The sequence below is a fragment of the Phytobacter sp. RSE-02 genome (genome assembly GCF_040578655.1).
GTDB classification, from domain to species: Bacteria; Pseudomonadota; Gammaproteobacteria; order Enterobacterales; family Enterobacteriaceae; genus Phytobacter; species Phytobacter diazotrophicus.
Genome location: NZ_JBEULY010000021.1, coordinates 1 through 21,394, shown reverse-complemented (window position 1 = coordinate 21,394; position 21,394 = coordinate 1). Strand labels below are relative to the sequence as shown.

18 protein-coding genes are annotated in these 21,394 nt (G+C 45.9%); 11 read left to right on the top strand and 7 right to left on the bottom strand.

Annotated elements, in window-relative coordinates; all coding sequences use genetic code 11:
* The first annotated feature begins 316 nt into the window (after nucleotides 1–316).
* Nucleotides 317–1,861: a methyl-accepting chemotaxis protein gene (locus tag ABU190_RS24920; protein WP_354692658.1), complete on the top strand. Its 1,545-nt coding sequence runs from the start codon at nucleotides 317–319 to the stop codon at nucleotides 1,859–1,861.
* A gap of 212 nt (nucleotides 1,862–2,073) precedes the next feature.
* Here the strand turns inward: ABU190_RS24920 and ABU190_RS24915 are convergent, their stop codons facing one another.
* Nucleotides 2,074–3,858 carry a hybrid sensor histidine kinase/response regulator gene (locus ABU190_RS24915; RefSeq protein ID WP_354692657.1) on the bottom strand — a complete coding sequence of 595 codons (1,785 nt, stop codon included), beginning with the start codon at nucleotides 3,856–3,858 and terminating at the stop codon, nucleotides 2,074–2,076.
* Nucleotides 3,855–4,487, bottom strand: a complete 633-nt coding sequence (locus ABU190_RS24910) for a response regulator transcription factor (protein ID WP_354692656.1) — start codon at nucleotides 4,485–4,487, stop codon at nucleotides 3,855–3,857. Before ABU190_RS24910 ends, ABU190_RS24915 begins: the two co-directional genes overlap by 4 nt.
* 178 nt (nucleotides 4,488–4,665) lie before the next feature.
* On the opposite strand from ABU190_RS24910, the gene ABU190_RS24905 reads away from it, so the two are divergent.
* The 9 genes from ABU190_RS24905 to xisR all read left to right on the top strand — a co-directional run bounded on the left by ABU190_RS24905 (nucleotide 4,666) and on the right by xisR (nucleotide 17,408).
* A complete protein-coding gene (locus ABU190_RS24905) occupies nucleotides 4,666–4,980 on the top strand; it encodes a hypothetical protein (RefSeq protein WP_041852341.1) in 315 nt (104 codons plus the stop codon).
* Nucleotides 4,981–5,181: 201 nt separating this feature from the next.
* The gene (locus ABU190_RS24900) at nucleotides 5,182–8,256 is read left to right on the top strand and encodes an autotransporter outer membrane beta-barrel domain-containing protein (protein WP_354692655.1); all 3,075 of its coding nucleotides are present in this window, start codon (nucleotides 5,182–5,184) and stop codon (nucleotides 8,254–8,256) included.
* 358 nt (nucleotides 8,257–8,614) lie between these two features.
* Entirely contained in the window at nucleotides 8,615–8,818 is a 204-nt protein-coding gene (locus tag ABU190_RS24895) for a hypothetical protein (RefSeq protein ID WP_169039782.1), read from the top strand.
* A gap of 756 nt (nucleotides 8,819–9,574) precedes the next feature.
* Nucleotides 9,575–11,662, top strand: coding sequence for a dynamin family protein (locus ABU190_RS24890; RefSeq protein WP_354692654.1), 2,088 nt, complete (start codon nucleotides 9,575–9,577; stop codon nucleotides 11,660–11,662).
* Nucleotides 11,652–12,296 (top strand): hypothetical protein, encoded by a 645-nt coding sequence (locus tag ABU190_RS24885; protein WP_354692653.1) that lies wholly within the window; start codon nucleotides 11,652–11,654, stop codon nucleotides 12,294–12,296. Before ABU190_RS24890 ends, ABU190_RS24885 begins: the two co-directional genes overlap by 11 nt.
* A 1-nt stretch (nucleotide 12,297) precedes the next feature.
* The gene (locus tag ABU190_RS24880; protein ID WP_354692652.1) at nucleotides 12,298–15,477 is read left to right on the top strand and encodes a hypothetical protein; all 3,180 of its coding nucleotides are present in this window, start codon (nucleotides 12,298–12,300) and stop codon (nucleotides 15,475–15,477) included.
* Complete coding sequence (locus ABU190_RS24875) at nucleotides 15,474–16,211, top strand: HNH/ENDO VII family nuclease (protein WP_354692651.1); 738 nt, start codon at nucleotides 15,474–15,476, stop codon at nucleotides 16,209–16,211. Before ABU190_RS24880 ends, ABU190_RS24875 begins: the two co-directional genes overlap by 4 nt.
* The gene (locus ABU190_RS24870) at nucleotides 16,211–16,609 is read left to right on the top strand and encodes an SMI1/KNR4 family protein (protein ID WP_354692650.1); all 399 of its coding nucleotides are present in this window, start codon (nucleotides 16,211–16,213) and stop codon (nucleotides 16,607–16,609) included. The genes ABU190_RS24875 and ABU190_RS24870 overlap by 1 nt, the downstream gene beginning before the upstream one ends.
* Nucleotides 16,610–17,138: 529 nt before the next feature.
* Nucleotides 17,139–17,408 carry an excisionase family protein gene (gene xisR / locus ABU190_RS24865; protein WP_354692649.1) on the top strand — a complete coding sequence of 90 codons (270 nt, stop codon included), beginning with the start codon at nucleotides 17,139–17,141 and terminating at the stop codon, nucleotides 17,406–17,408.
* A 415-nt stretch (nucleotides 17,409–17,823) separates the two neighbouring features.
* On the opposite strand, the gene ABU190_RS24860 is transcribed toward xisR, so the two are convergent.
* The gene (locus ABU190_RS24860; protein ID WP_354692648.1) at nucleotides 17,824–18,132 is read right to left on the bottom strand and encodes an excisionase family DNA-binding protein; all 309 of its coding nucleotides are present in this window, start codon (nucleotides 18,130–18,132) and stop codon (nucleotides 17,824–17,826) included.
* Between the two features lie 67 nt (nucleotides 18,133–18,199).
* Between ABU190_RS24860 and ABU190_RS24855 the strand changes: the two genes are divergently transcribed.
* Entirely contained in the window at nucleotides 18,200–18,415 is a 216-nt protein-coding gene (locus ABU190_RS24855; RefSeq protein ID WP_354692647.1) for an AlpA family transcriptional regulator, read from the top strand.
* A gap of 111 nt (nucleotides 18,416–18,526) precedes the next feature.
* Here the strand turns inward: ABU190_RS24855 and ABU190_RS24850 are convergent, their stop codons facing one another.
* The 4 genes from ABU190_RS24850 to ABU190_RS24835 all read right to left on the bottom strand — a co-directional run.
* On the bottom strand, nucleotides 18,527–18,745 hold the full coding sequence (locus ABU190_RS24850; protein ID WP_354692646.1) for a hypothetical protein: 219 nt from the start codon (nucleotides 18,743–18,745) through the stop codon (nucleotides 18,527–18,529).
* Nucleotides 18,745–18,918 carry a hypothetical protein gene (locus tag ABU190_RS24845; RefSeq protein WP_354692645.1) on the bottom strand — a complete coding sequence of 58 codons (174 nt, stop codon included), beginning with the start codon at nucleotides 18,916–18,918 and terminating at the stop codon, nucleotides 18,745–18,747. Before ABU190_RS24845 ends, ABU190_RS24850 begins: the two co-directional genes overlap by 1 nt.
* A 126-nt stretch (nucleotides 18,919–19,044) precedes the next feature.
* Complete coding sequence (locus tag ABU190_RS24840) at nucleotides 19,045–20,052, bottom strand: diguanylate cyclase (protein WP_354692644.1); 1,008 nt, start codon at nucleotides 20,050–20,052, stop codon at nucleotides 19,045–19,047.
* Between the two features lie 531 nt (nucleotides 20,053–20,583).
* On the bottom strand, nucleotides 20,584–21,394 hold an 811-nt coding region (locus ABU190_RS24835; protein ID WP_354692643.1), incomplete at its 5' end, for a tail fiber domain-containing protein.

The window sequence follows — 21,394 nt, the reverse complement described above, 5'->3', positions numbered from 1 at the left end:
TTATACCATTTCATCTCCCCTGACACTCCCTATTTCGCTTGTTATTAAATAACTTTAATCCCACTAAAAATATTAGTGTGATCGCCCTCATATTTATCTTCATGACATAAAAATCGTCAACCGCGTTACTAATATTAACTCTTTATTTACCAAGCAGTTAATTTCTTTATAACAAAAAAGGAACATATTTAATATTTATATCGATTTTATCGATTAATTTCTTTTCTTTAATTCCCGATAAAAGATATAGCGCGGTCTGATACCAGGGTTGCCGACGCTAAACCAACCATATAAAACAACAACAGGTTAGCATGCTATGAAATTATCCTTTGCCCAGAAACTGTGGATCCCACTCATCGTCGCGCTGTTATGTCTTGCCGGAACGTTATTTTTCGGCTCTGTAAAAATTAAAGAGAACCAGCTCACATTGCGAGAACGGGAGTTAATGCATGTATCGCAGTTAGCCCTTAACGTTGTAAAAACGCAGGCTGCACTTGCCGACAAAGGATTGATTTCACAAGAGGAGGCACAGCAACGGGCCCTTCAGACTATTAAAGATTTGCGTTATGGTGAAACCGGTTATTTTACCATTCTGAATAACCAGGCGCAGGTCATCATGCACCCGATAAATGCCGCGCTCATTGGCAAAGGACCAGATATTTCCGATGCAAATGGGGTTTATATTTTTCGGGATATGGTGGCGGTAACCAAAAACGATAACGCCGGTTTCACGCAGTATATTTTCCCGCGCCCCGGTGAAACAGAGCCGCAACCTAAAGTTGCCTACAGTATTCCGTGGACACCGTGGGGCTGGATAATCACTACCGGGTTATATGTCGATGATATTCAGCAAGCGTTTATGAGTTCGCTTTACCAGAATATGATTGAATTCGTTGTCATCAGCCTTGTACTTTCGATTCTTGTCTATTCCATTAATCGCAGCACGCTGAAAACGCTCGGTGGTGAACCGCGTTATGCCGCAGAAGTCGTCTCGCGGATCGCCTCCGGGGACCTGTCGCAGGCGGTGAACAAGAAAGTCAACGATAACGAAAGTCTGGTACATGAAATGGGAGTCATGCGCGAGCAGTTGACCTCGGTTATCGCGGAGATCAGGGGCGTCGCGGAAGTCATTAACACTAGCACCCATGAAATCGTCGCCGGAAACCAGGAGATCGCTGAACATTCCGAACAGCAGGCCGTGTCGCTGGAAAAAACGTCGTCCAGTATGGAAGAGATTACCGCCGCCGTAAAACAAAACGCAGAAAATGCCGGGCAGGCGCGCGAGCTGGCGCGAGGTGCGGTGGATATCGCTTCGCGTAGCGGCGTGATGATGCAGAATGTGAACGGCACCATGAGTGGCATTTCTGAAAGCGCCGGTAAAATCGCCAACATTATTGAGGTGGTCAATAGCATTGCCTTTCAGACCAACATTCTTGCGCTGAACGCAGCCGTTGAGGCAGCGCGTGCCGGTGAGCAAGGAAAAGGGTTTGCTGTAGTGGCCAGTGAAGTGCGAAATCTGTCCCTGCGCAGCTCTCAAGCCGCACAGGAGATAAAAGTGCTGGTCGAAGAGTCGGTAGCGCGAGTCAACAGCGGTTCTACCCAGATCAAAACCGCCGGAAGCCATATCGACGAGATGATTGAAGCCGTGCAGCGTGTTTCAGACATCATGTCGCAAATTTCGGTGGCGACCGATGAGCAGAGTATCGGGATAAGTCAGGTGAATGAATCGATCGTACAAATCGACTCGGTGACGCATCAGAACTCCCAACTGGTTCAGCATGCCGTTGCCGCTGCCAGCGCTCTGGAAGCACAAACCCGGCGGCTGACGCAAACCGTGGCCTTCTTTAATACGGGCCGCTAATCGCTCCGTAACACACCGGGAACCCGTGCACGAGGGTTCCCGGTAATTAACGTCGTCATTCCAGGTCCCCTTCGCCCAGAAAGCCATTCCCTGTCAGATAAAGCGCAAGGCAGATTACAGTATTAAATATCTGCTATCCTGACGCTGGAATAAATTATTTCTAAGCGGCGGAGACTTGTCTCCCCTCTCCGTTTTTGCCGATCGCGCGCCGCTTACTGGCTGGCCGACCACTGTGTTAACAGAGCATGCAGCGTTGCAGGCTCCAGCGGCTTGCGCAGCACCAGATACCCCTCCTCTTCTGCGTCGCGCAGTACCGGAGAGTTGAACTCGCCGCTGACCATCGCTCCGCTGACCTTTGGCAGGCGTTCAAGCAGCGCCTTGAGGATCTCAAAACCGCTTTCACCCGAGCGCAATCGCTGATCGCACAGCACGACGCTTGGAGTAAATCCCCCGTCGACAATGGCAAAAGCCTCTTCGGCGGAGGCGGCGCAGCGCACAACGATCCCCCAACTGCTCATCAGACTTTCCCAGGCGGAGGTGACCAGCGGATCGTCATCCACCACAAGGCAGCTTCCCCGTAGCGATGCGCGGCGGCTGACCGGTGCGACGGCGTCGCTGGCTGGGGTGGGATCGAGCGCTTTACTCTCTCCATGATGCTGCTGAAAGCGCATCCAGAAGCGGGAACCTTTCTCCTCTATAGACTGCATACCGTAAGTGACGTTCATTAGTTTCGCACAGCGCGCCACCACGGCAAGCCCGAGGCCGTGCCCGGCACTGTCAATTTTCCACGCCAGTTCGGGGCGGTAATAAGGAGAGAAGATTTTGTTTTTTTCGTCATCGGCGATGCCCACCCCGGTGTCCCACACCTCAAGGAGACACTCTTCACCACGCGGGCGAATCGCCACCAGCACGCCCCCTCGCGGCGTGTAGCGCAGGGCATTCTGGATCAGATTGATCAGCGACTGGCGCACCAGCAGCGGGTCGCCCATCACATAGATGCGCCGGGCAGGCCGCCAGGTACGGAGCTTCAGTCCCCGGCTTTTTGCCTCTTCGCGAAACAGCGTGATGACCGAATCCAACAGCGCACCGATGTCCACATGGGTTGTGGTGGTCATCATATTGCCCGATTCAATCTTGCTCAGATCAAGTAGCGAATTGAACATCAACTGAACGGAGCGCACGCTTTGCTGCAAGTCCAGCAACTGCGGCATCAGCGCGTCATTGCTGTTTTTATGAATAATCGCCTCAATAAGAAAACCCATGGCGTGCACGGGCTGGCGCAGATCGTGGCTGGCGGTGGTCAGAAACTGGTTTTTATCGCGCAGCGCTTGCTCAGCCTCCTCTTTTGCCTGGCGAAATTGTTCTGCCAGACGCGCACTCTCCTCTTCAAGCCTGGCCTGCTGAATAAAAAAGGCATGCGACGTTAACGCATGACGGTAGATAGCAAAACCGTACAGCAGGTTCAACATCAGAACGATCAACATCACATCGTCCATACGCCAGATGATGCCGAGATTTAAAAATCCCCATGAAGAGAAAAAAAAGCGTTTAAAGGTACTGATGACCGGTGTTAAATGCGTCGCGTTGGCGGCGACAATCGCAGCGATGCTGATATTCAGCAGCAGGAAAAAATCAAAGTTTTGGTTCTGCGGGGTAATCAGGTAAAGCGAAGAAATACCCATCCCGTGAGCGAAGGCGACCTTATTAAGATTCGGCAGCCAGCGGCGCAGAACATCATCTGCGTTATTTTCTTTGATTTCCCGCTGATAGCGTCGGTGCCATATTCTGATTAACCCCGCACAGAGCAGGTAAATAACGATCCAGACAAGGGTTGGCCCGGTGTTTCCCCCCAGCCAATATATCCAGATTGCAAATGGAATGCCGACAAAAGGCACAGCGGTAAAGCTGAACACCAGGCGGATAAAAGTATTATTGAGCAGACGGATCTGTGCGCGCGATGAAATGGCGCCATTATCCACATCGGCTATCCATTTCATGAGGTCTCTTCCCGCTGGCCATGAAGCAGCGTAATGACTTCCACACGCGTATTAACGCCCAGTTTTTTTAAAATATTGCTGATGTGCTCTTTAACCGTAGGCTCTGATATTGAAAGTTGCGAAGCGATTCTTTTATTTGGCAATCCACGCATCATCATCTGTAAAACCTCTCCCTGACGTGGCGTTAAGTTAAATTTTTGCAATATAGCACTGTCTTTTCCATTTATCTCAGCATGAGGCTCCGGAAACCATGTCTGATTATTCATAAGCGCTTGAACTGCCTCGCCAAATAATTCCGGCGCCTCGTTTTTCAGTACAAAACCATGCCCCCCGGCACTCTGTACCTTCATCCAGATATCATTATTTTCGTCGCCGCTTACCACCAGTAAACGCACTTTAGGAAAGTTGTTCTTAATTTCTTTTAGTAATTTCAGTGCGGTAGAAGATGAAAGCCAGAAATCAATGATCAGCAGGTCTGGAGGGCCATTGTCGCGAATATGCCGATGACAGCTCTCCTCATCAGCCACCACCATGACTGACCTGAACCCTAAATGGGACGTCAGAAAATTGGCAATTCCGCTGCCGACCAAAGGGTGGTCATCAATAACCAATGCATAATATTTTCCCAAAGGTATCTCCTTTTGGTGAGTGGAAAGGGCGATATTCTGCCAATTTCCATATCAACAACACTCCCTACTTTAGGAGGGTTTTGAATTCCAGAAAAGAGAAATATCTTATTTCAGTTCTTAAAAAAGAGAAATGTTTTGCCATAGCGCAATCGATACGGACTGATTACAAGGATAATTTATGAAAAAACCTCTCATCGCACTTGCCGTTACAATTATGGTAGCGGGTTGTTCAACGTTGAAAACCGATCAGGCTATTCCACTGCTACAGGCGGAAACAGCAAAAATGCTGGGGCTGGGATCATCCGATGAAATTACCGTTACCCAGGTGAATGGCGCTCAGCCTGATGCGCTGGGCGGGCAAAAACTTACCTATCGCGCGACCACAGAAAAGGGCCGTATTTTTGATTGTTCATCCATGATGATGCCGGGAATTTTAGGCTCTGCGCCAACCCTGAGCGCACCAACCTGTACGCCGGTTGTTACCCATAAATAATCTGTCGCAGAGAACGTTATTGCCGTTCTCTATATTCACCCGCCGCAGCGTAATAACCAGGGAGTTATAGGTTTTCGCTTCGCCGGATAATTTACCTGCACGCCTGAATTCGCGAAATAAAGCGTCATACAAGTCAGTGAATTTAATCTCTATAAAACAATGACCTTCGCGACATCACGTTAATCAATCTGGAGATAGCACGTGAATGACAATTTCTCGCACCAATTAAAAGTGAAAACCTCACTTTCTAAACTTTACCTCGCTCTGTTCTCTGCCCCACTGATGTTATTGATGCCCGAGGATACCCGGGCTGCCGATGTGATTTTTGACGGCGATACCCAGGTCACGCAGTCGTTAGTCTATACCGACGATGTCTATGTGGGCCGCACGCAGAGCGGCAACTTGCTCATCAATAACGGGAAAATAACGGCTTACAACGTCAATATCGGCAGGCTCTATAACGGTCAGATTTTCAACAGCACGGTGACGGTCAGCGGACCGGATGCTGAGCTGAACGCCCTGAACGACCAGTTTGTACTGCACGGCAGTATGGACCTTGGCCTCGGCACGCTACGGGTCGAAAATGGCGCGCTGGCCAGCGCGAAAGAGATTGTGGTGGGCACCACCCGGGGCTATGACAGCCACCTTATCGCTACTGGCGCGAACTCTCGCGTCACCAGCAACTATCTGAGCGTCGGCACCGCCGCAGGTTCACGCTCCACCGTTTCAATCGAGGATGGCGCGACCCTTACCACCAACCTCCAGGCACGCATCGGCGATGGCTACGATCCGGATGAAACGGACAAGCTGAACCCAAAAGCCACAGTGACGGGTGAAAACTCCCGTTGGAACGTCACCCAGTTACTGACACTCAACGGCGATCTCGACGTGCTCAACGGCGGCGCAGTTAACGTCGGCAGCATTGAGGTCGAGGGTGTTTCCGGTACGCGCAAAACCGCCGAGTTATACGTCGCGGGCAATAATTCCCGCTTCACCAGCGGTGGCAATATCCTCGTGGGCGATTACGGTAACGGCGTCGTGTCAGCGGTGGATGGGGCGGTGATCTCCGCAGGCAGTAACGCGATCGTACTGGGTGATACCGGATCGGGTTCCAACCGCGGAGCGCTGGTTATCGGTAGCCGCGGCAATATAGATACCGGCACCGGCCTTACCGAACCCACGCTGGGCGAAGCCGGTGGCGCGGGCACCATTGATACCCAGACGGCAGTTGTCTTGCGCGGTGGGCTGTTCGGCAGCTACGTCTACTTCAATCACACCGATGATAATTATCTGTTCGCTAATACCATGAGTGGCGAAGGTGATGTCATCAACGCCTCGGGGCAAACGACACTCAGCGGCGACCTGACAGGGCTCAAAGCGAATGTCCTCGCCCGTGGCGGCAAAATCATTATTGCCAGTGATATCAACACGCAGCCTGAAACCAATATTTTTGATATCCAGACCCTGAGTGCGGAAAACGGCGGGACGTTAATCCTCAACGCCACCGCCGGGAGTGACGTCAGCAACGGCCTTGGCTACAGTAGCGCCGCGTCGATTAAAGCGGGCGGCACCCTTGGCGGCAACGGCACCCTCGGGCAAACGGAGATCCTCTCCGGCGGTCATATTTCCCCGGGTGATGGCGGCATCGGCACCCTGACGCTGAAACGCTACCTGAACTTTATCGGCGAGTCGTTCTATGACGTCGATATTACCGGTGACGGGCGCAGCGATCTGCTGAACGTGGAAGGTAAAACCACCATCAGCAATCAGGCTACCGTGCAGGTCACCGCACTCGATCCGCAGACCAGCTACCAGACCGGCCAGGTCTATCGCATTCTCAACTCGGCAGGCGGCATTGATGGTCAGTTCGCCTCTGCAGTCTCTAAATCCGCCTTCCTGGATGTGGCATTGAATCAGAGCGCGAATGCCGTAGATCTGAGCATCACGCAGAAAGAGAACGGTGAGAATCCGGGCAATCCGGGCGGTGAGAATCCGGGCAATCCGGGCGGTGAGAATCCGGGTAATCCGGGCGGTGAGAATCCGGGCAATCCGGGCGGCGAGAATCCGGGTAATCCGGGCGGCGAGAATCCGGGTAATCCCGGCGGCGAGAATCCGGGTAATCCGGGCACGGGCAACCCCGGCAGCGGCAAACCGGGCATCTTCCAGACAGTGGCACAAACGAGCAACCAGTGGAATACCGCAGGCGCGCTCTCGACCCTCACACAAAGCGGCCCATCGCTGGCACTCTATAACTCGCTGCTGATGTTAAGCGCACCGGAAGCACGCGACGCGTTCAATCAGCTCTCGGGCGAAGCTTACCCTTCCGTTCAGTCCACGCTTATCGCGGGCAGCACTCAGTTGTTTAACGTGTTGAATCAGCGCATGGCGAGTTCATTCGACAATGACACGCTGCCGATCCCGCCGCTGGCCATGTCATTTGCCCAGTCCGCCCCTGCACAGAACAATGGTGTGTGGGGACAGACATTCGGCTCCTGGGTGAAAACCGACGGCGACGGTAATACCGGTAAGCTGGACGGTAACACTGCGGGCTTCCTGCTGGGTGCCGATCGTAAGCTGGACAGTCATAACGTAAGAGTGGGTGGCTTCTTCGGTTACAGCCGTGGAAATTACGATGTCGACAGCCGTCGCTCCTCAATGGATATCGATAATTACCATCTCGGCCTGTATGCAGCGGCGCGTCAGGACGCGTTCTCCCTGCGTGGCTCACTGGGTTACACCTGGCATAAAATTGACGCCGAACGTAAGGTTGATTTCAGCGGCTACTCGGATCGCCTGAGTGCCAATTACGACGCCAACTCACTGCAGGCCTTCACCGAAGCAGGCTACCGCTTCGGTCAGCCGGAGCAAAATATCGAGCCATTCGTTAACCTGAGCTATATCCGTCTGAACACGGATGACTTCAAAGAGAACGGCGGTGCTGCAGCCCTGAGCGTGCGTAATGACACGGTTGATACCTTCTTCTCGACGCTCGGCGCACGCGCGGTGACTGAACTGCCGAAAAACGTCAGCCTTTACGGCTCGTTAGGCTGGCAGCACGCCTACGGTGACAGAAAAGCCTCTTCGCGTATGGCGTTTGCTGGCAGCGACGGCTTCACGAGCGAAGGTAACCCGGTTGACAAGGATATGCTGGTAGGCGACGTGGGCGTCAGCTTTACACTGCCGCACTCAGCGACGCTGAATGTCGGTTATAAAGGGCAAATCGGTTCCGACACCCGTGTCAACGCCGTGAACGCCAATCTCCGCTGGTCATTCTAAGTGATGTAGCGTGTTACCAGGCCGCCCCCGATGGGCGGCTTTTTTGTTAACAGGGCGAAGGGATAGTCAAGAGTTTTACTCGTCGGTAACCGCGCTACGGAAAGGAAATGTGTAAATGGCATGACTCGCGCCCGGACAGTTTGTGATTCTGGCAACCTGCCTCAATTTGATTGTTCCATAACCTGGCAATCTGCCTCCCCGCCACACCATATATAAATCATATAATTCTATAAATACATTAAGTTAATCACCAAAAGTGCCCATGGAACACCCTGAGCAAATCGAACCACCTGGTAACCTTGCGCATGAAGGTGTAATAGTCAGAGAAAGTGGATTCCCTTATCGTTGAGGTGGTTTTATGCGAGCAACAGAACAGAGTAAAGAGGAGATGGCGAAAGCTATCGGTTACGCAGTGATGGAGTTAGAAAACACAGGATGCGCTATTACGGCAGAAGCCATCAATGCGCGGCTGGAAATACGCAAAGGATCCGAAAAGGCGTTTGCACAAAGAGCAGCGGAACAGCCATACCAAATCAGGTTTAACGAATCGTTGTGTGGATGAAAACCGACAGGATTCGAACATACGTAATAATCATCTGATCAGTATGGTCTTAAAGGGTAACAGCAATTATCTAACCACGACTCTTTTCCTTCAGCGCGCTTTTATCGCGGTGAGTGCCGGAGTCGGCAAGAAGGGCCACAATATTTTTTGCTCCATTGGTAAGGGCGTTGGCAATCCGGAATCACTCATTACTTCATGGTGGGTAGGTTACGAATCGATATGACTTGTTTATCAAGTTGTCCCATTATGCGTCATGGGTAAATTAAATATGGTGACCCGTTTTTCATCAGCAGATCCACAAGCCTGCTCTCCGACAAAAGAACCCCAAAATTACAGCGCCTGTCTTGCCAGTCGGCAGAACGGTTAACACACAATGATAACCGAAACGATGGGGTTCCAGTGTCAGGACAGTGATGCAAGCAGTTATAGTGGCGCACCAGTCGCCAAACACTGTAGCAGGTCAGCCCCTCACATATTTCTATAACACTTTACTGCCTCTGCTCCATCACCAGGAAAACACATCATCCTGCGAATGTTTCCCTGGTTTTTATTCATTCTGACGCAAAAGTCAGCTCTATTCAGAAATCTAAGCCCGACATAAGTAATATTTTCCTTAAGGAAGGGCTGTGATTTGCCGATATAGAAGTTTCGATAGTTCAGCCACTACTGACATATCCTGTCACTAGTGGCTGGTAGCATCAAGGCAAGCTAATAACTTTTATATTAATATATTTTGGATCGCTTAAGGATAAAGTAATGATCACAGACTACAAATCGCGAAAAAATGAGGTGCTGGGTTCCCATCAAAAGGTTGAAGATCTGGTCGCAGAGATAACAAAAAATGCTCAACGCATAGGGGTTCCAAGTCCCCTGGAGCGTTTAGAACCACTGTTAACTGATATCCGCAGTAAAGTAGAAAAAATTCGCAATGACCGATTCAGCCTGATGATCGCGGGTGAGTCTAAAAGCGGAAAATCAACTTTTATCAATGCTTATTTAGGCGTTGAACTTCTTCCCATGGATGTAAAACAATGTACCAGTGCTATCATTGAAATCAAAAATGGTGAAGAGTTTTATGTTAGGGCAACTTACGCGAATGGCAACAAAAAGGAGATCCGCGGAGATGCTGAGGCCAGAGAATTTTTAAGAAAAAATGCGGCGTTAGATGATGAGTATCGGGATATACCCGTCCCTACAATTAATAGTGAAATTATTGTTAAGTCCGGAATACGATCAGCAAATAAAGGGGCTTCGATCAATATTTTAAAAGCTGAGATGGAAGATTTTCTGAACGCACCAGAGGTTCAGGAAGCTAACATCCATAACATCCCGGCGCAGGACTACAACCGCAAAATAAAAAAATACATCGAAGAAAGGAAAAATAGCTGGCAGACCATTGTCACCAAAATCGAAGTCGTTTTTCCTTTCGGTGAAGAAATGCGTGGTATAGAAATTATTGACAGCCCGGGGGTTTGTGCCCGAGGTGGGGTTGCTGAAATTACATCACAGTATATTGAAAACGCCGATGCAATTATATTTTTAAAGCCAGTATCCGGCCAGGCATTGGAATCAACGCAGTTTAATCAATTCATAAAAAACGCAAGCGTGGCGAGAAATAAAAATGCACTGTTTCTCATTCTTACACGCACAACGAACGTAACGCCAGAAGATCTTCGTAGATTAGAAGGTGAAGCTTATCAACAGTTTAACAATATTGACCGAAGTAATATTCTATTTGTCGATAGCAAAGCTGAATTATATGCCAAGAAACTCGCCAATATTGATGAAATTGAAGCCGAACTTCGGCGGTTAAATCAGGCTGGCACTCTCGATGATTTTGTTGTGAAAGCGTACAATGACGTTAGTGGTCTTTTTGGCAATGGGGACAAAAACGATTTTATTAAGGTCCTTTCCGAGAAATCTCGCTTCGAGCAAGTCTATAATGCCATGGAGACTTTCGGGCGTAAGGCTCATTATATTTTGTTGGTATCATTGCTGGATTCCATTTGTGATCTCTATAGAGCTCTTTATAGTGATTTAAATTTTCAAATGGATATATTTCAACAAAAAGCAGAAGATCCGACTGAGTTGTCAATAAAGATAGCCACAACTAAAAAAGAGTTAGATATTCTTGAAGATAAAATGCGTAGTGGCGTTGATAAAGTAAGGCAACATTTTCGAAGTGATGATGGATTAATTCGTAGCTCGGCTGAAAAAGCAGTTTCCGACTTTAAAAAGCAAATATCACTAATTGATGAACACTCCTCTGATGCTTTTAGCGAACTGGAGAGAGAATCAATAAAAAAGATTGATGGGTTCAAAATATTAGCGAAAGAATTACAAGAAAATATTATTACAGAATTTGATAAAGAACTCGTTTCGTTAAGTGATAATAATACGATCTCTTTTGAGGGGCTACGTCCAAATTTCACACAAAGTACCTTTGCTGAAATCCAGGCATCAACAGAATCTAAAGCAACAGAAAGGCAATCCTATGAAGAGGGAGTTACATTTAAAGAGACGCATACGCGATCAATATACTCCAGAGGGAAACATTACAATCTTATTAAAACGAACATTCTGTCACGCCTCCAAAACATAAAGGGCGATTTGATTAAAAATCTTATTGCATTTGTTGATAATGTGAGTGACAGATATATTTCAGAACTGAAGGAAAATGCCAGAACTAAGAAGAAAGAACTGGATATTATCATTGAAGCAAAAATAACAGCCGAGCAGATAAAAGAAATAATCAACGGTCTGACCATTTTACTTGCAAATGTTACCAGTGAGCAATCAGATGCTGAAAAGATAAAGGGAGGTATCGTTAAAAATGTACAGTGAAATGATTGCCCCTAAAATTGATAAAATGTTTAACGATCTTCGGATAGATATACAAGAAGTAGTTTATGAAACGGGTTCATTAAACGACGCTATAAATAACATTTATCAGCGCGTCATTTCAGAAACCACATCGCGTAGCGAATTAATGCTTGGTGATATGCTATTTGAGTTAGACCGCGCGTTGTTTAACACGCCATTTTTCGCTGATAATATTTCCAGAAAAAATGAATACTCATCATTGGGTTTACGAAAGGAAATCACAAATAAACATCAGTTCACCACAACCGCCACAGTCAATTATCAGGAAGCATCCAGAATTATACATGCTTTTAAAATCGGTAGTGGCGTTCTTATTTTTGGTGGTGTACTGGGCCTCGGCGTCATAGTTTCCTCTGGACTTGAGTTATCAAGTTTAGTTCCTATTCCTGTTAGTGCGCTTTTTGCTGCTGCGATAGGTGCAGCGATGATGGATTACCTCTTCATTGAACCCAAAAAAAGCAAAAAACGTTTTTCTTCTGCTGTAGATAAATATCTCAACGAGGCTAAAGAGCAATATCTTAACTGGTTTGATAGTGTAGAAGATTATTACAACATGCGTGTTGCGCAGATTAAAGAAACAATCCAGGGAATGTAAAATGAACAATGAGATACGCGGCCTTGATAATATGTTTGATGGCAATACCTTTGACATTGATTCGAATACGATTGGTGAACAAACCGAAGCATTTTTGCAGCAGATCTATCCTTCATATCTCGTTGAAAACCAAAATATAGAACAGATGCTGGATAAGCACAGTACGCTTCAGCTTGACGGGATGACCTATTTTCGTATCCGTAGCTGTACCGCGGAATCAGTGGATAATGCTTTTGAGGAAATAAACTCAAAAATTGAAAAGCTCTTTACTGCATTACATTCTATAAATGTTACAGTAGGATATGGACTTGTTAGTCACAACGGTATTACTAATATCGTTCTTGGCATTTATTCAAATCGTGATGTAGAAAGTGTTAAACGTATAACAGAAGGAATGCTTTCAGGGATTGAGTTGGTCAGTTATACACCTAACTTCTCTGCAAGGAAGAATCCACAAATGATTTCTGGTGTGCTTTCCGGCATTCCCTCGCTTTATATTCAAGAAAAAAAACAATCCTTTAGTTTATCTTCTATTATGCGCAGCTTGAATGGTAATGATTATACGGTACTATTTATTGCAAAGCCGGTAAATGTGAGCGACGTTTCTGCGGATATCTCTAAACTTATTTCGATAAGAGACCAGGCTTTTGCCGTGAGTAAACGGAATATCGCACGGTCAAATAATTATTCCATAACACATTCACATACAGATAATGTAAATGATGGAAAAAGTAGTACGGCAGGTCAAATCGGTGCGGCTACTGGTGCCTCTGTCGGTGCGGTAGCGGGATCCTTTATCCCCATGATCGGAACTGGCATCGGAGCCGTGGTTGGCGGTAGCCTTGGCACGTTGATTGGGAATGTGATCGGGGGAGGAAAAACGCACTCAGAAGGATATAGCGATTCGGTATCAGAAGCTATAACAAATGGCGGAACTATCGCTGGAGATATCCAAAATGGCTTTGCCCTGGAACTTATTAACTATGCAGACAAAGCGATAGAACGGTTAAAAATCGGCCAAAATAATGGTATATGGCAGACCGCAATTTCGTACTCAGCTGATTCATACACATCAAAAAATATTATTAAAGCCTGTCTTCTTGGTGAGTTGTCCAGGCCAGATGTGGATAAGTTACCTTTACGTGAATTCGAGTTAAGTCCATCCTCCGAAGACGTACTACGCATTCCTGATTTTTTAGCACATGAAAAGCGAAATCCGTTGTGCTCATATATGAATTCAGCTGAGCTGGCGCTCATGTGTACATTACCGACTGAAACCGTACCCGATTTTGAATTACGTATTGAAAAAAGCTATCCGCTATTCCGAACGATTAATGGTTCAGATTCGATAAATATTGGTTTTGTGGCCGATGGTAAAAAGCCCATCCAGAATATGCCTTTCGCGCTCAGCTCCCTTGATTTGAATAAGCATACATTTATCTGTGGTATAACTGGCAGCGGAAAAACCACTACTGTAAAGAAAATATTGATCGAGGCTAAAAAACCTTTTTTAGTTATTGAGTCTGCAAAAAAAGAATATCGTAATATTTCTGTAGATACTACCGTATACACACTTGGCAAACCTGAACTGAACTGCCCTCAAATCAATCCTTTTTATATATTACCAGGAGTGAGTCCACAGACGCATATCGATTATTTAAAGGATCTATTCAATGCGTCATTCTCTTTTTACGGACCAATGCCTTATATTCTGGAAAAATGCTTACATACAGTATATGAAAACAAAGGCTGGAATCTGACCCTTGGATACCATCCTATGTTAACGAATAGCCAGCGCGAAACAGACTTCTTCAATATTGAATATACAAGAAACAAATACTCACTTAAGAGTCACAAGTACCTTTTCCCGACAATGCAAGAATTAAAGGATGAGATAGCGCGTTATGTAGAAGAGGAATTAAAGTACGATGGTGAAGTTGCAGGAAATGTTAAGACTGCAATTAAGGTACGTTTGGAAAATTTATGTGGTGGCGCAAAAGGCTTTACTTTTAACACGAATGAATATCTTGATTTTGCGACACTACTTGAAAAAAATGTGGTTGTTGAGTTAGAAGGATTGGCTGATGATTCGGATAAAGCATTTAGTGTAGGTTTATTGGTTATATTCATAAACGAATACAGACAAATTGCTAAAGAAATCAGCGGTAATCAGAAGACCGAGTTAAAACATCTACTGGTAATTGAAGAAGCACATCGGTTGTTGAAGAACGTTGATACGGAGCGCACTACAGAGGCATCTGGTAACCCTAAGGGCAAAGCCGTCGAGCATTTTACAAATATGATCGCAGAGATGCGATCTTATGGACAAGGGGTTATTGTAGCTGAACAGATCCCGACCAAGTTAGCCCCTGATATCATTAAAAACTCGTCGACAAAAATTGTTCAGCGTATCGTTTCTATGGATGATCAAAAGGTAATTGCCAATACCATCGGTATAACCGAGAATGACGCATTACAGTTAGGGACACTCGAGTCTGGCTATGCATTTTGTCATAAAGAAGGAATGTCATTACCAACCTTGATTAAAGTTTCAAATAAAGTTAAGAATGAGAAAGAGTTCGAGCAGGAATTAGATGTTTATGTTAGCGATGAATCTTTGTACTATAAAAATAGCAGTCGTTTTTCAAAAATCAATAATAACCTGGCGCGTGTTGCCCTTGATAACGATGATACAGCCAAACGCATTGTCTTCGCATTCATGAATACTCTTTTTATCGAATCAGCTAACATTAGCTTTACATCGTACAGTCTTACTCTCAAAAAAATAAATAGCCTACTGGTTCAAAGGGGCGTTTCTTTTGTGCTATGTCGGGATCCTTCGCAAGTTATATCGGGTTACATTGCAGATGTTTTACTGACAATGATTGTCAGAGGCGTTTATTGTACTGATGCTTTGCCAAATGATTCATTTTTCGAAAAATTACAGGATACCTTTTCTTTACCTACAGTTGATAAATTCCAGGGGATAAAAGAAAGTTTGTTGAAACTTTATAACCGGAATATTGCAACGTATGCAAAGCAAAATATCACGTATCTGGTTAAGCGTTCTCTGAGACAAGATACAGATATAAGCGCTTCAATTCGCGAGTATTTTACGCAGACCACCTCTGGTACAATGAATGAGATAATGGCAGCGGTAAAAGGAAGTAGCATCTTATGAACAGCGGGATCGAGTTTATTCTTAAAGACAATAAAGATTTGCCACCTCATCTGCCGGAAGGGAAGGATCTCCCTGTGATTCACGACCTGACCGAGTCACGGGAATATAATATCAGTGGTGGGATTGAAAAGCCTGATATCGCATTTATTGAAAGAACAACTCGCGCTGCGTTGATCGAGCGGCATGGCTTCACGCTTGTCGAGCCTCATCATGACACTGGAGAGGCAGAGGGAGAGTCTGATTCTGCTGAAAATAAAGGATTAACTGATGATGAAAAGGCCGTTATCAAAGAGGAAACGGGTTGGTCAGATGTGATCATCGATAACATCCAGAATATGAAGCAATACGAAGTTCTCAAGAATGCGGGATTGATCGAAGTTACAATTAATGGGCGGATATGCCTTATCAAGGAAAATATTGACCTTGATTATACGGATAGTGATGGGATTTCTAACCGTGACCGTATCGCTCGTGGACTGGCTCCCCTGGATAGTAAGACGGGGAAGCCACTTGAATTGCACCATCTTGGTCAGAAAGCGGATTCACCGCTCGTAGAATTAACGGCAGAAGAGCATCGAACGGGTGAATATGAAAATGGAAAGAAAAATCAAAGCCTTTGGCATGATAATACCCTTGAAACAGAGGTGCATGGTGAGGGAAACTCCTGGTCTCAGGAGAGAAAAGAACATTGGTCATCCCGATCAGATAACCTTTTAGAAGAAGGTAATAAATAATGAACGCAATCGTAAACACAATCCAGACATTACCTAACTTACTACCATTAAAGGCAGCATCAAAAACTGAAATAACAGATGCCGAGCTTCAATTGAGAGTCAACTTTGCTGAGGAGTACCGGTTGTACTTATCAACATTTGGAGCAATTATGGCTGATGGTATTGAATTAACCGGGATAGCTAAATCAGAACACCGAAATGTTGTTCCTGTTACGAAACAAGAATGGGCATTGAACACTCATGTACCTCATAACATGTACGTCGTTGAGAATACAGGTGTCGATGGTATTATCATTTGGCAAGATTCTCACGGTGTTATTTATCAAACATCGCCAGATAGTCAGCCAAAGATTATTGCACAGTCATTAAATGATTATATTATTGATCGAATAAAATAAGCCATTCCGTAGTAAGTATCTCGCATAATCGTGCTATGCACACAAAGCGAGTCCTTTTAAACGTGAGTATTGGCCATGGGATAGAGCCCTGATTCGTCAGCGAACTTGTGGGCTTTATCTCCTGCCCCGCAGTTTAGACCTGACGTGCATTCATGAGCCCTTTGGGCCAGGGCCACCATCACATATACCAACAAATACTACTTGATGTACGTTGATACGAGTAGAGCTCGGTAGAATAACGACGCGCTAAATTCAGCCAATACCTTGAATTTTAGGCATAAAAAAAGACGTCAGTTGACGTCAGTTGACGTCAGTTTACTTGAAAATGGACCCTACAGGATTCGATATAAACTTATAATTTATTGATTTTTAATCATAAATACTGATCCATAAGTTATAGATACCCCCAAATGTACCCCCATTTTGTTTTTCACCCGGATGTTAGATCACTTTTTCGTGACGAATTTGGCAGCTTGCAATTGCCTAATATACCAGCCTCAATACATGAAAAAACAAACTGGAGAATACTATGGATACCGAAAAGAAAGAACTTAACATCAATTTAATAATCAATCCTGGAAGGTGGGTTGGCGAACAACAATTGATGGATTTGAAAGGTATTAAAAAAGGAACGCTGAAAAAGGCGCGTGAATATTCTTTCATGGAGGGGCGTGAGTACAAGCATGTCTCTTTTGATGGCGAGCCGTGGGACAACAGTCCATGCTTCTACAATATTGAAGAAATTGACAAGTGGATTGAAGGGCAAAAAATGGCGAAAAGTAGAGTTTACAAGAAATAATAAAATACTCTGTAGAGTTATGAGGCTGGTTATTTCGAAAGACTGAACAGTATCCCCCTAACGACCCCGACTCTTTCGGGGTTGTTTTATCCAGATTTCAAGGCATACCAAGCTCTTATCTTAACAGGATAGCTCTCCCAGCTTGCTCATAAATGTAAGATGTTATCTGAATACAGAAATCAATTAAAAAGCACTTATATACATAGAATGTGATGTTCCAGTTGTTCCGATTGTTCCATCTACCGTAACCATCTGAATTATAAAATCATTATGCTAAAGAAATGGAACTAATGATGAGCCAATCACATGTTCCATGATGACCCTTTGGCACAAGTGTAAGCACTCCACATAGTCTATTCATTCACATTTTGAGGTCTTCCAGCGCACTCAACCAGTCAGCTAAGAGACTTTTTGGCTACACGTTTTTCTTTCTTTTTCTCGGTTTCAATATCTCATCCAGCTCTTTGTTAACACGTTTTAATCGAATAGGTGTAGGTTCAGGCACCCAGTCGACCTTGGGAATATATCGCGCAGTACGTGACTCAACTGGAACAGCAACAAGAGCGGCCATACAATCCTCGCGGGTGAAGAGGTATGGTGATTGCGGCTTGTCACTCATTCGATAAGCTTTAAGCCTTCCTTCGGCAACCCATTGGGTGACAGTGCCGGTTGAAATTCCAAGCAACTCTGCAGCCTCTTTTCTGGTTAAGGTAATCTTTTCCATTAATCTGCCTCGCTATTTTTGTAATTTATATCCATCCTTACACAAACCTCCCATAAAATGAACAACCATGCAGAAGATGCGCTCAAATCTGACCGATGAATCTTTGATCGATATGCTTTATATCACTAACGATTCAGGCTTTTCTGATAGATATTTCTATTTATTAATAAAAAAGAATGAATTCCCGCCGCCAATTAAATTTGGAAGAAGTTCCAGGTGGCTTTTAAAAGAGTATTCTGCATGGAAAGCAAGACATATTTTCCTTAGAAATAAAAAGGAGTAGTCCAAATTAATCAACACAGTAGTACAAAGTTATATTCAGGTGATTTAACACGATCACGTTGTTCATTCTCCCCTGCCCGGTTAACAAAATACGTTACTCGACCAATGACGATCACGCCTCCAGTGCTTCGCCTTCAATCGCTTCCCCGTCTTCTGTAATAAACGCCTGCCCCATCAGTTTCGCAAACTGCTGACGACCATACAGAGACAGAACGACAGTACATCCCCGCTCCAGTTTGCCAGGATTAGCCTCGACGACGGCATAGCCGGTTGCTGTAGGCAGCAGCCCCGTGGTGGCGTTTACGCCGCAAATCGCATCAAGTGTTTGCACTAGCGGACAATCCCCATATTGCGAAGTAACCAGAGACGGTTTTCGCTGAAATCTGGCGTTTTATCGACGAAGCTGGGGTTGTTCAGTTCGATCCACCAGTTAACGTCTTGCTCTGTTAAGTGATGGTTGTAGGCCCGTAATTTACTGATAAAATCCGCAATCCTCAGACACATGTACCCCTTCGGGTTAAGCTGAACGGCTTCACGGAACGCGACAAGAACATCGTTCGGCGGGGCATAGTCATCATATGACGAAACTGAATATGGATGGGTCTTCCCTGGTTGTAGTAGAAAGAAGCGTCATTTTGTTAGTATTGTATTCTTACCAGATCTTTTTGCTTGATAAAGTACCTGATCGCCTCGCTTTAACAAATCATCTGGCTCTTCCCCTTTTTCTAACTCAACCACTCCATAGCTTATTGTCAGTTTTTTTATGTCACCAGGTTCTATATGAATATGAGCCAGTGCTAGCTGGATATTCATTGCGACACCAACAGCCTCTTCCTTGGTGGTATGAGGCATAACAATGATGAACTCGTCACCGCCCCACCGAGCCAGTAAATCGTGTGGACGAAGGTAGTTTCGGATATGAGATACAATCATTACTAATACATTATCGCCTTGAGCATGCCCATAAACGTCATTAATTAATTTAAAATCATCTATATCCAATACAATTAAAGAAAGGGAATGAAAAAACCGTTGTGCTCTTTTAAATTCCTCATGCAGTGTCTTTTCCAGACGGTATCGATTGGCTGCTTTGGTCAATGCATCACGTTCCGCCATTTCCTGATTTTCATACACCTGCTGCCTTAATTGCTTATTAAGCTCAGACAACGCATAAGTACGCTCATCAACAATCATTTCAATTGTCTGTTTTTCCTTTTTTAATTCTGACGTCAAGCGCCTGTTTGCATCTATATTACGATGTGCACCAAGCATTCTCGCCACTGTTCCATCTTCATTACGAACAATGATTTGAGCTCTATCCTCTACCCATATATAACTACCATCCTGGCAGCGGCAACGATATTCAATCTGGTAAATCTCACATTTCTGATTAAGACAGTCTTCAAAGTGAGCCATTACGCGCGAATAGTCATCCGGATGTATAACGTTTTCCCAAGTGTGAACATTATTCGCAAGCGAGTGACATGGATACCCGAGCATGTTGTACCAGCCGGGATTGCGATAGACGTATCCAGTATTCGCATTCCAGTCCCACACACCATCACTAATCAATTCCAGTAAAGTATGAAGTTGCTGCTCACTGAGTCCCGCGAACACTGGTTTACCGACCTTACTCATAACGATTCTCTTTCGAACATATGAATTAATTCACATGTTGATTTACTTAAAATGGCGTCTGGCGACGCTCTCACCCTGTCTACGATTTGTTAGCACAAGAGATGACCGAGAGCAACGAGGCTCTGCAGATATTAATGATATGACATTCAATTTCTGTCACCGACACAGCACCACAGTCAGTAAATGCACACTTTATATCTAACTAATTCAGGTAAGATGATAATCATTCTTATTGAAATCTACTTGCAGTATACACGGGAAGCGGCGAATGACTGTTTTCTTAAGTAACTATTTAAACCACAGGCCCTCATTGAAGCTGTATTATGATTTAACCGCTGCACGTAGTATTGCGCTCTTCTGATGTTTGGGTAACTTTTTGACCAGGCCCGCCATATGTGATTCTGGCGGGCTTTTTTTGTTCCGTTATTGTGTTAGTCTCACTCTTGCGATGACTTTTGTCGCGAATTTCCTCGAGAACCGATTTTTTTGCCCGCGACGAGCGGGCGTTTTTTCACCTGAATAACGCGTTGATTATTCTGCCGCTGGTACCTCGGATTTTTTTGTCTCCAGTTCAGCAACGCGCGCGGTCAATGCATCAATCTGCGCCATTAGCGCCAGAATGGCCTCATGATGCAGCGCTGCTGCCACGCCGTAGGAGTCCGGAGACAATACATTCTTCACCACGCTACCGTCCGGCAGTGTCACATCATGAGTCTCTACAACAGCATCCGGGAACGCGCGCTGCACATCCTGTGCTGTCAGGCCTATTCCGTAACTGCCGTTGGTTTTCCAGTGCCAGGATTGCCCTCGCATAAGAGCCATTTTTCCCAGCGGGTCAGGGATGGGGCCGTCCAGGTCTTTCAGTCGTTCGTCACATGTCGGAGTCCATGAAACGCCGGTTGCCACGCCAGACTGTGCGAATGACCAGTAAGCAGGGCTGCCGCCATAGGCCAGTTGCAATATCCCGTATGAGCCATTACCCTGGACAACCTGCGCATACAGCGAAAAATCAATCCCGGCATAGACACCAGTGCGGAATCTTGAACCGATTAGCTCCGCGTTAGTCGCTGTCCCGTTCGCCGGTGTTGTAGCGGGAGAAACGGCAGACGCTTTCACGGAACCATTTACTATACCGCCCGACTTCCCGTCTATTGTGCTCAGGCGCGTATCATTGCCCTGGCAAAACGACCCGGTGACGGTGCCAAACGGGCTTGCTAATCCCGTCCCGCCCTGCCCCTGGCTGAGCGGTGTTGTCAGCCCGTTCAGAGAAGTGATATCTGAGTTAGCCCCTTTTTTTGCCAGCGACTTCTGGCCGGGAACCGTGACGGCCACACCGTTTGTT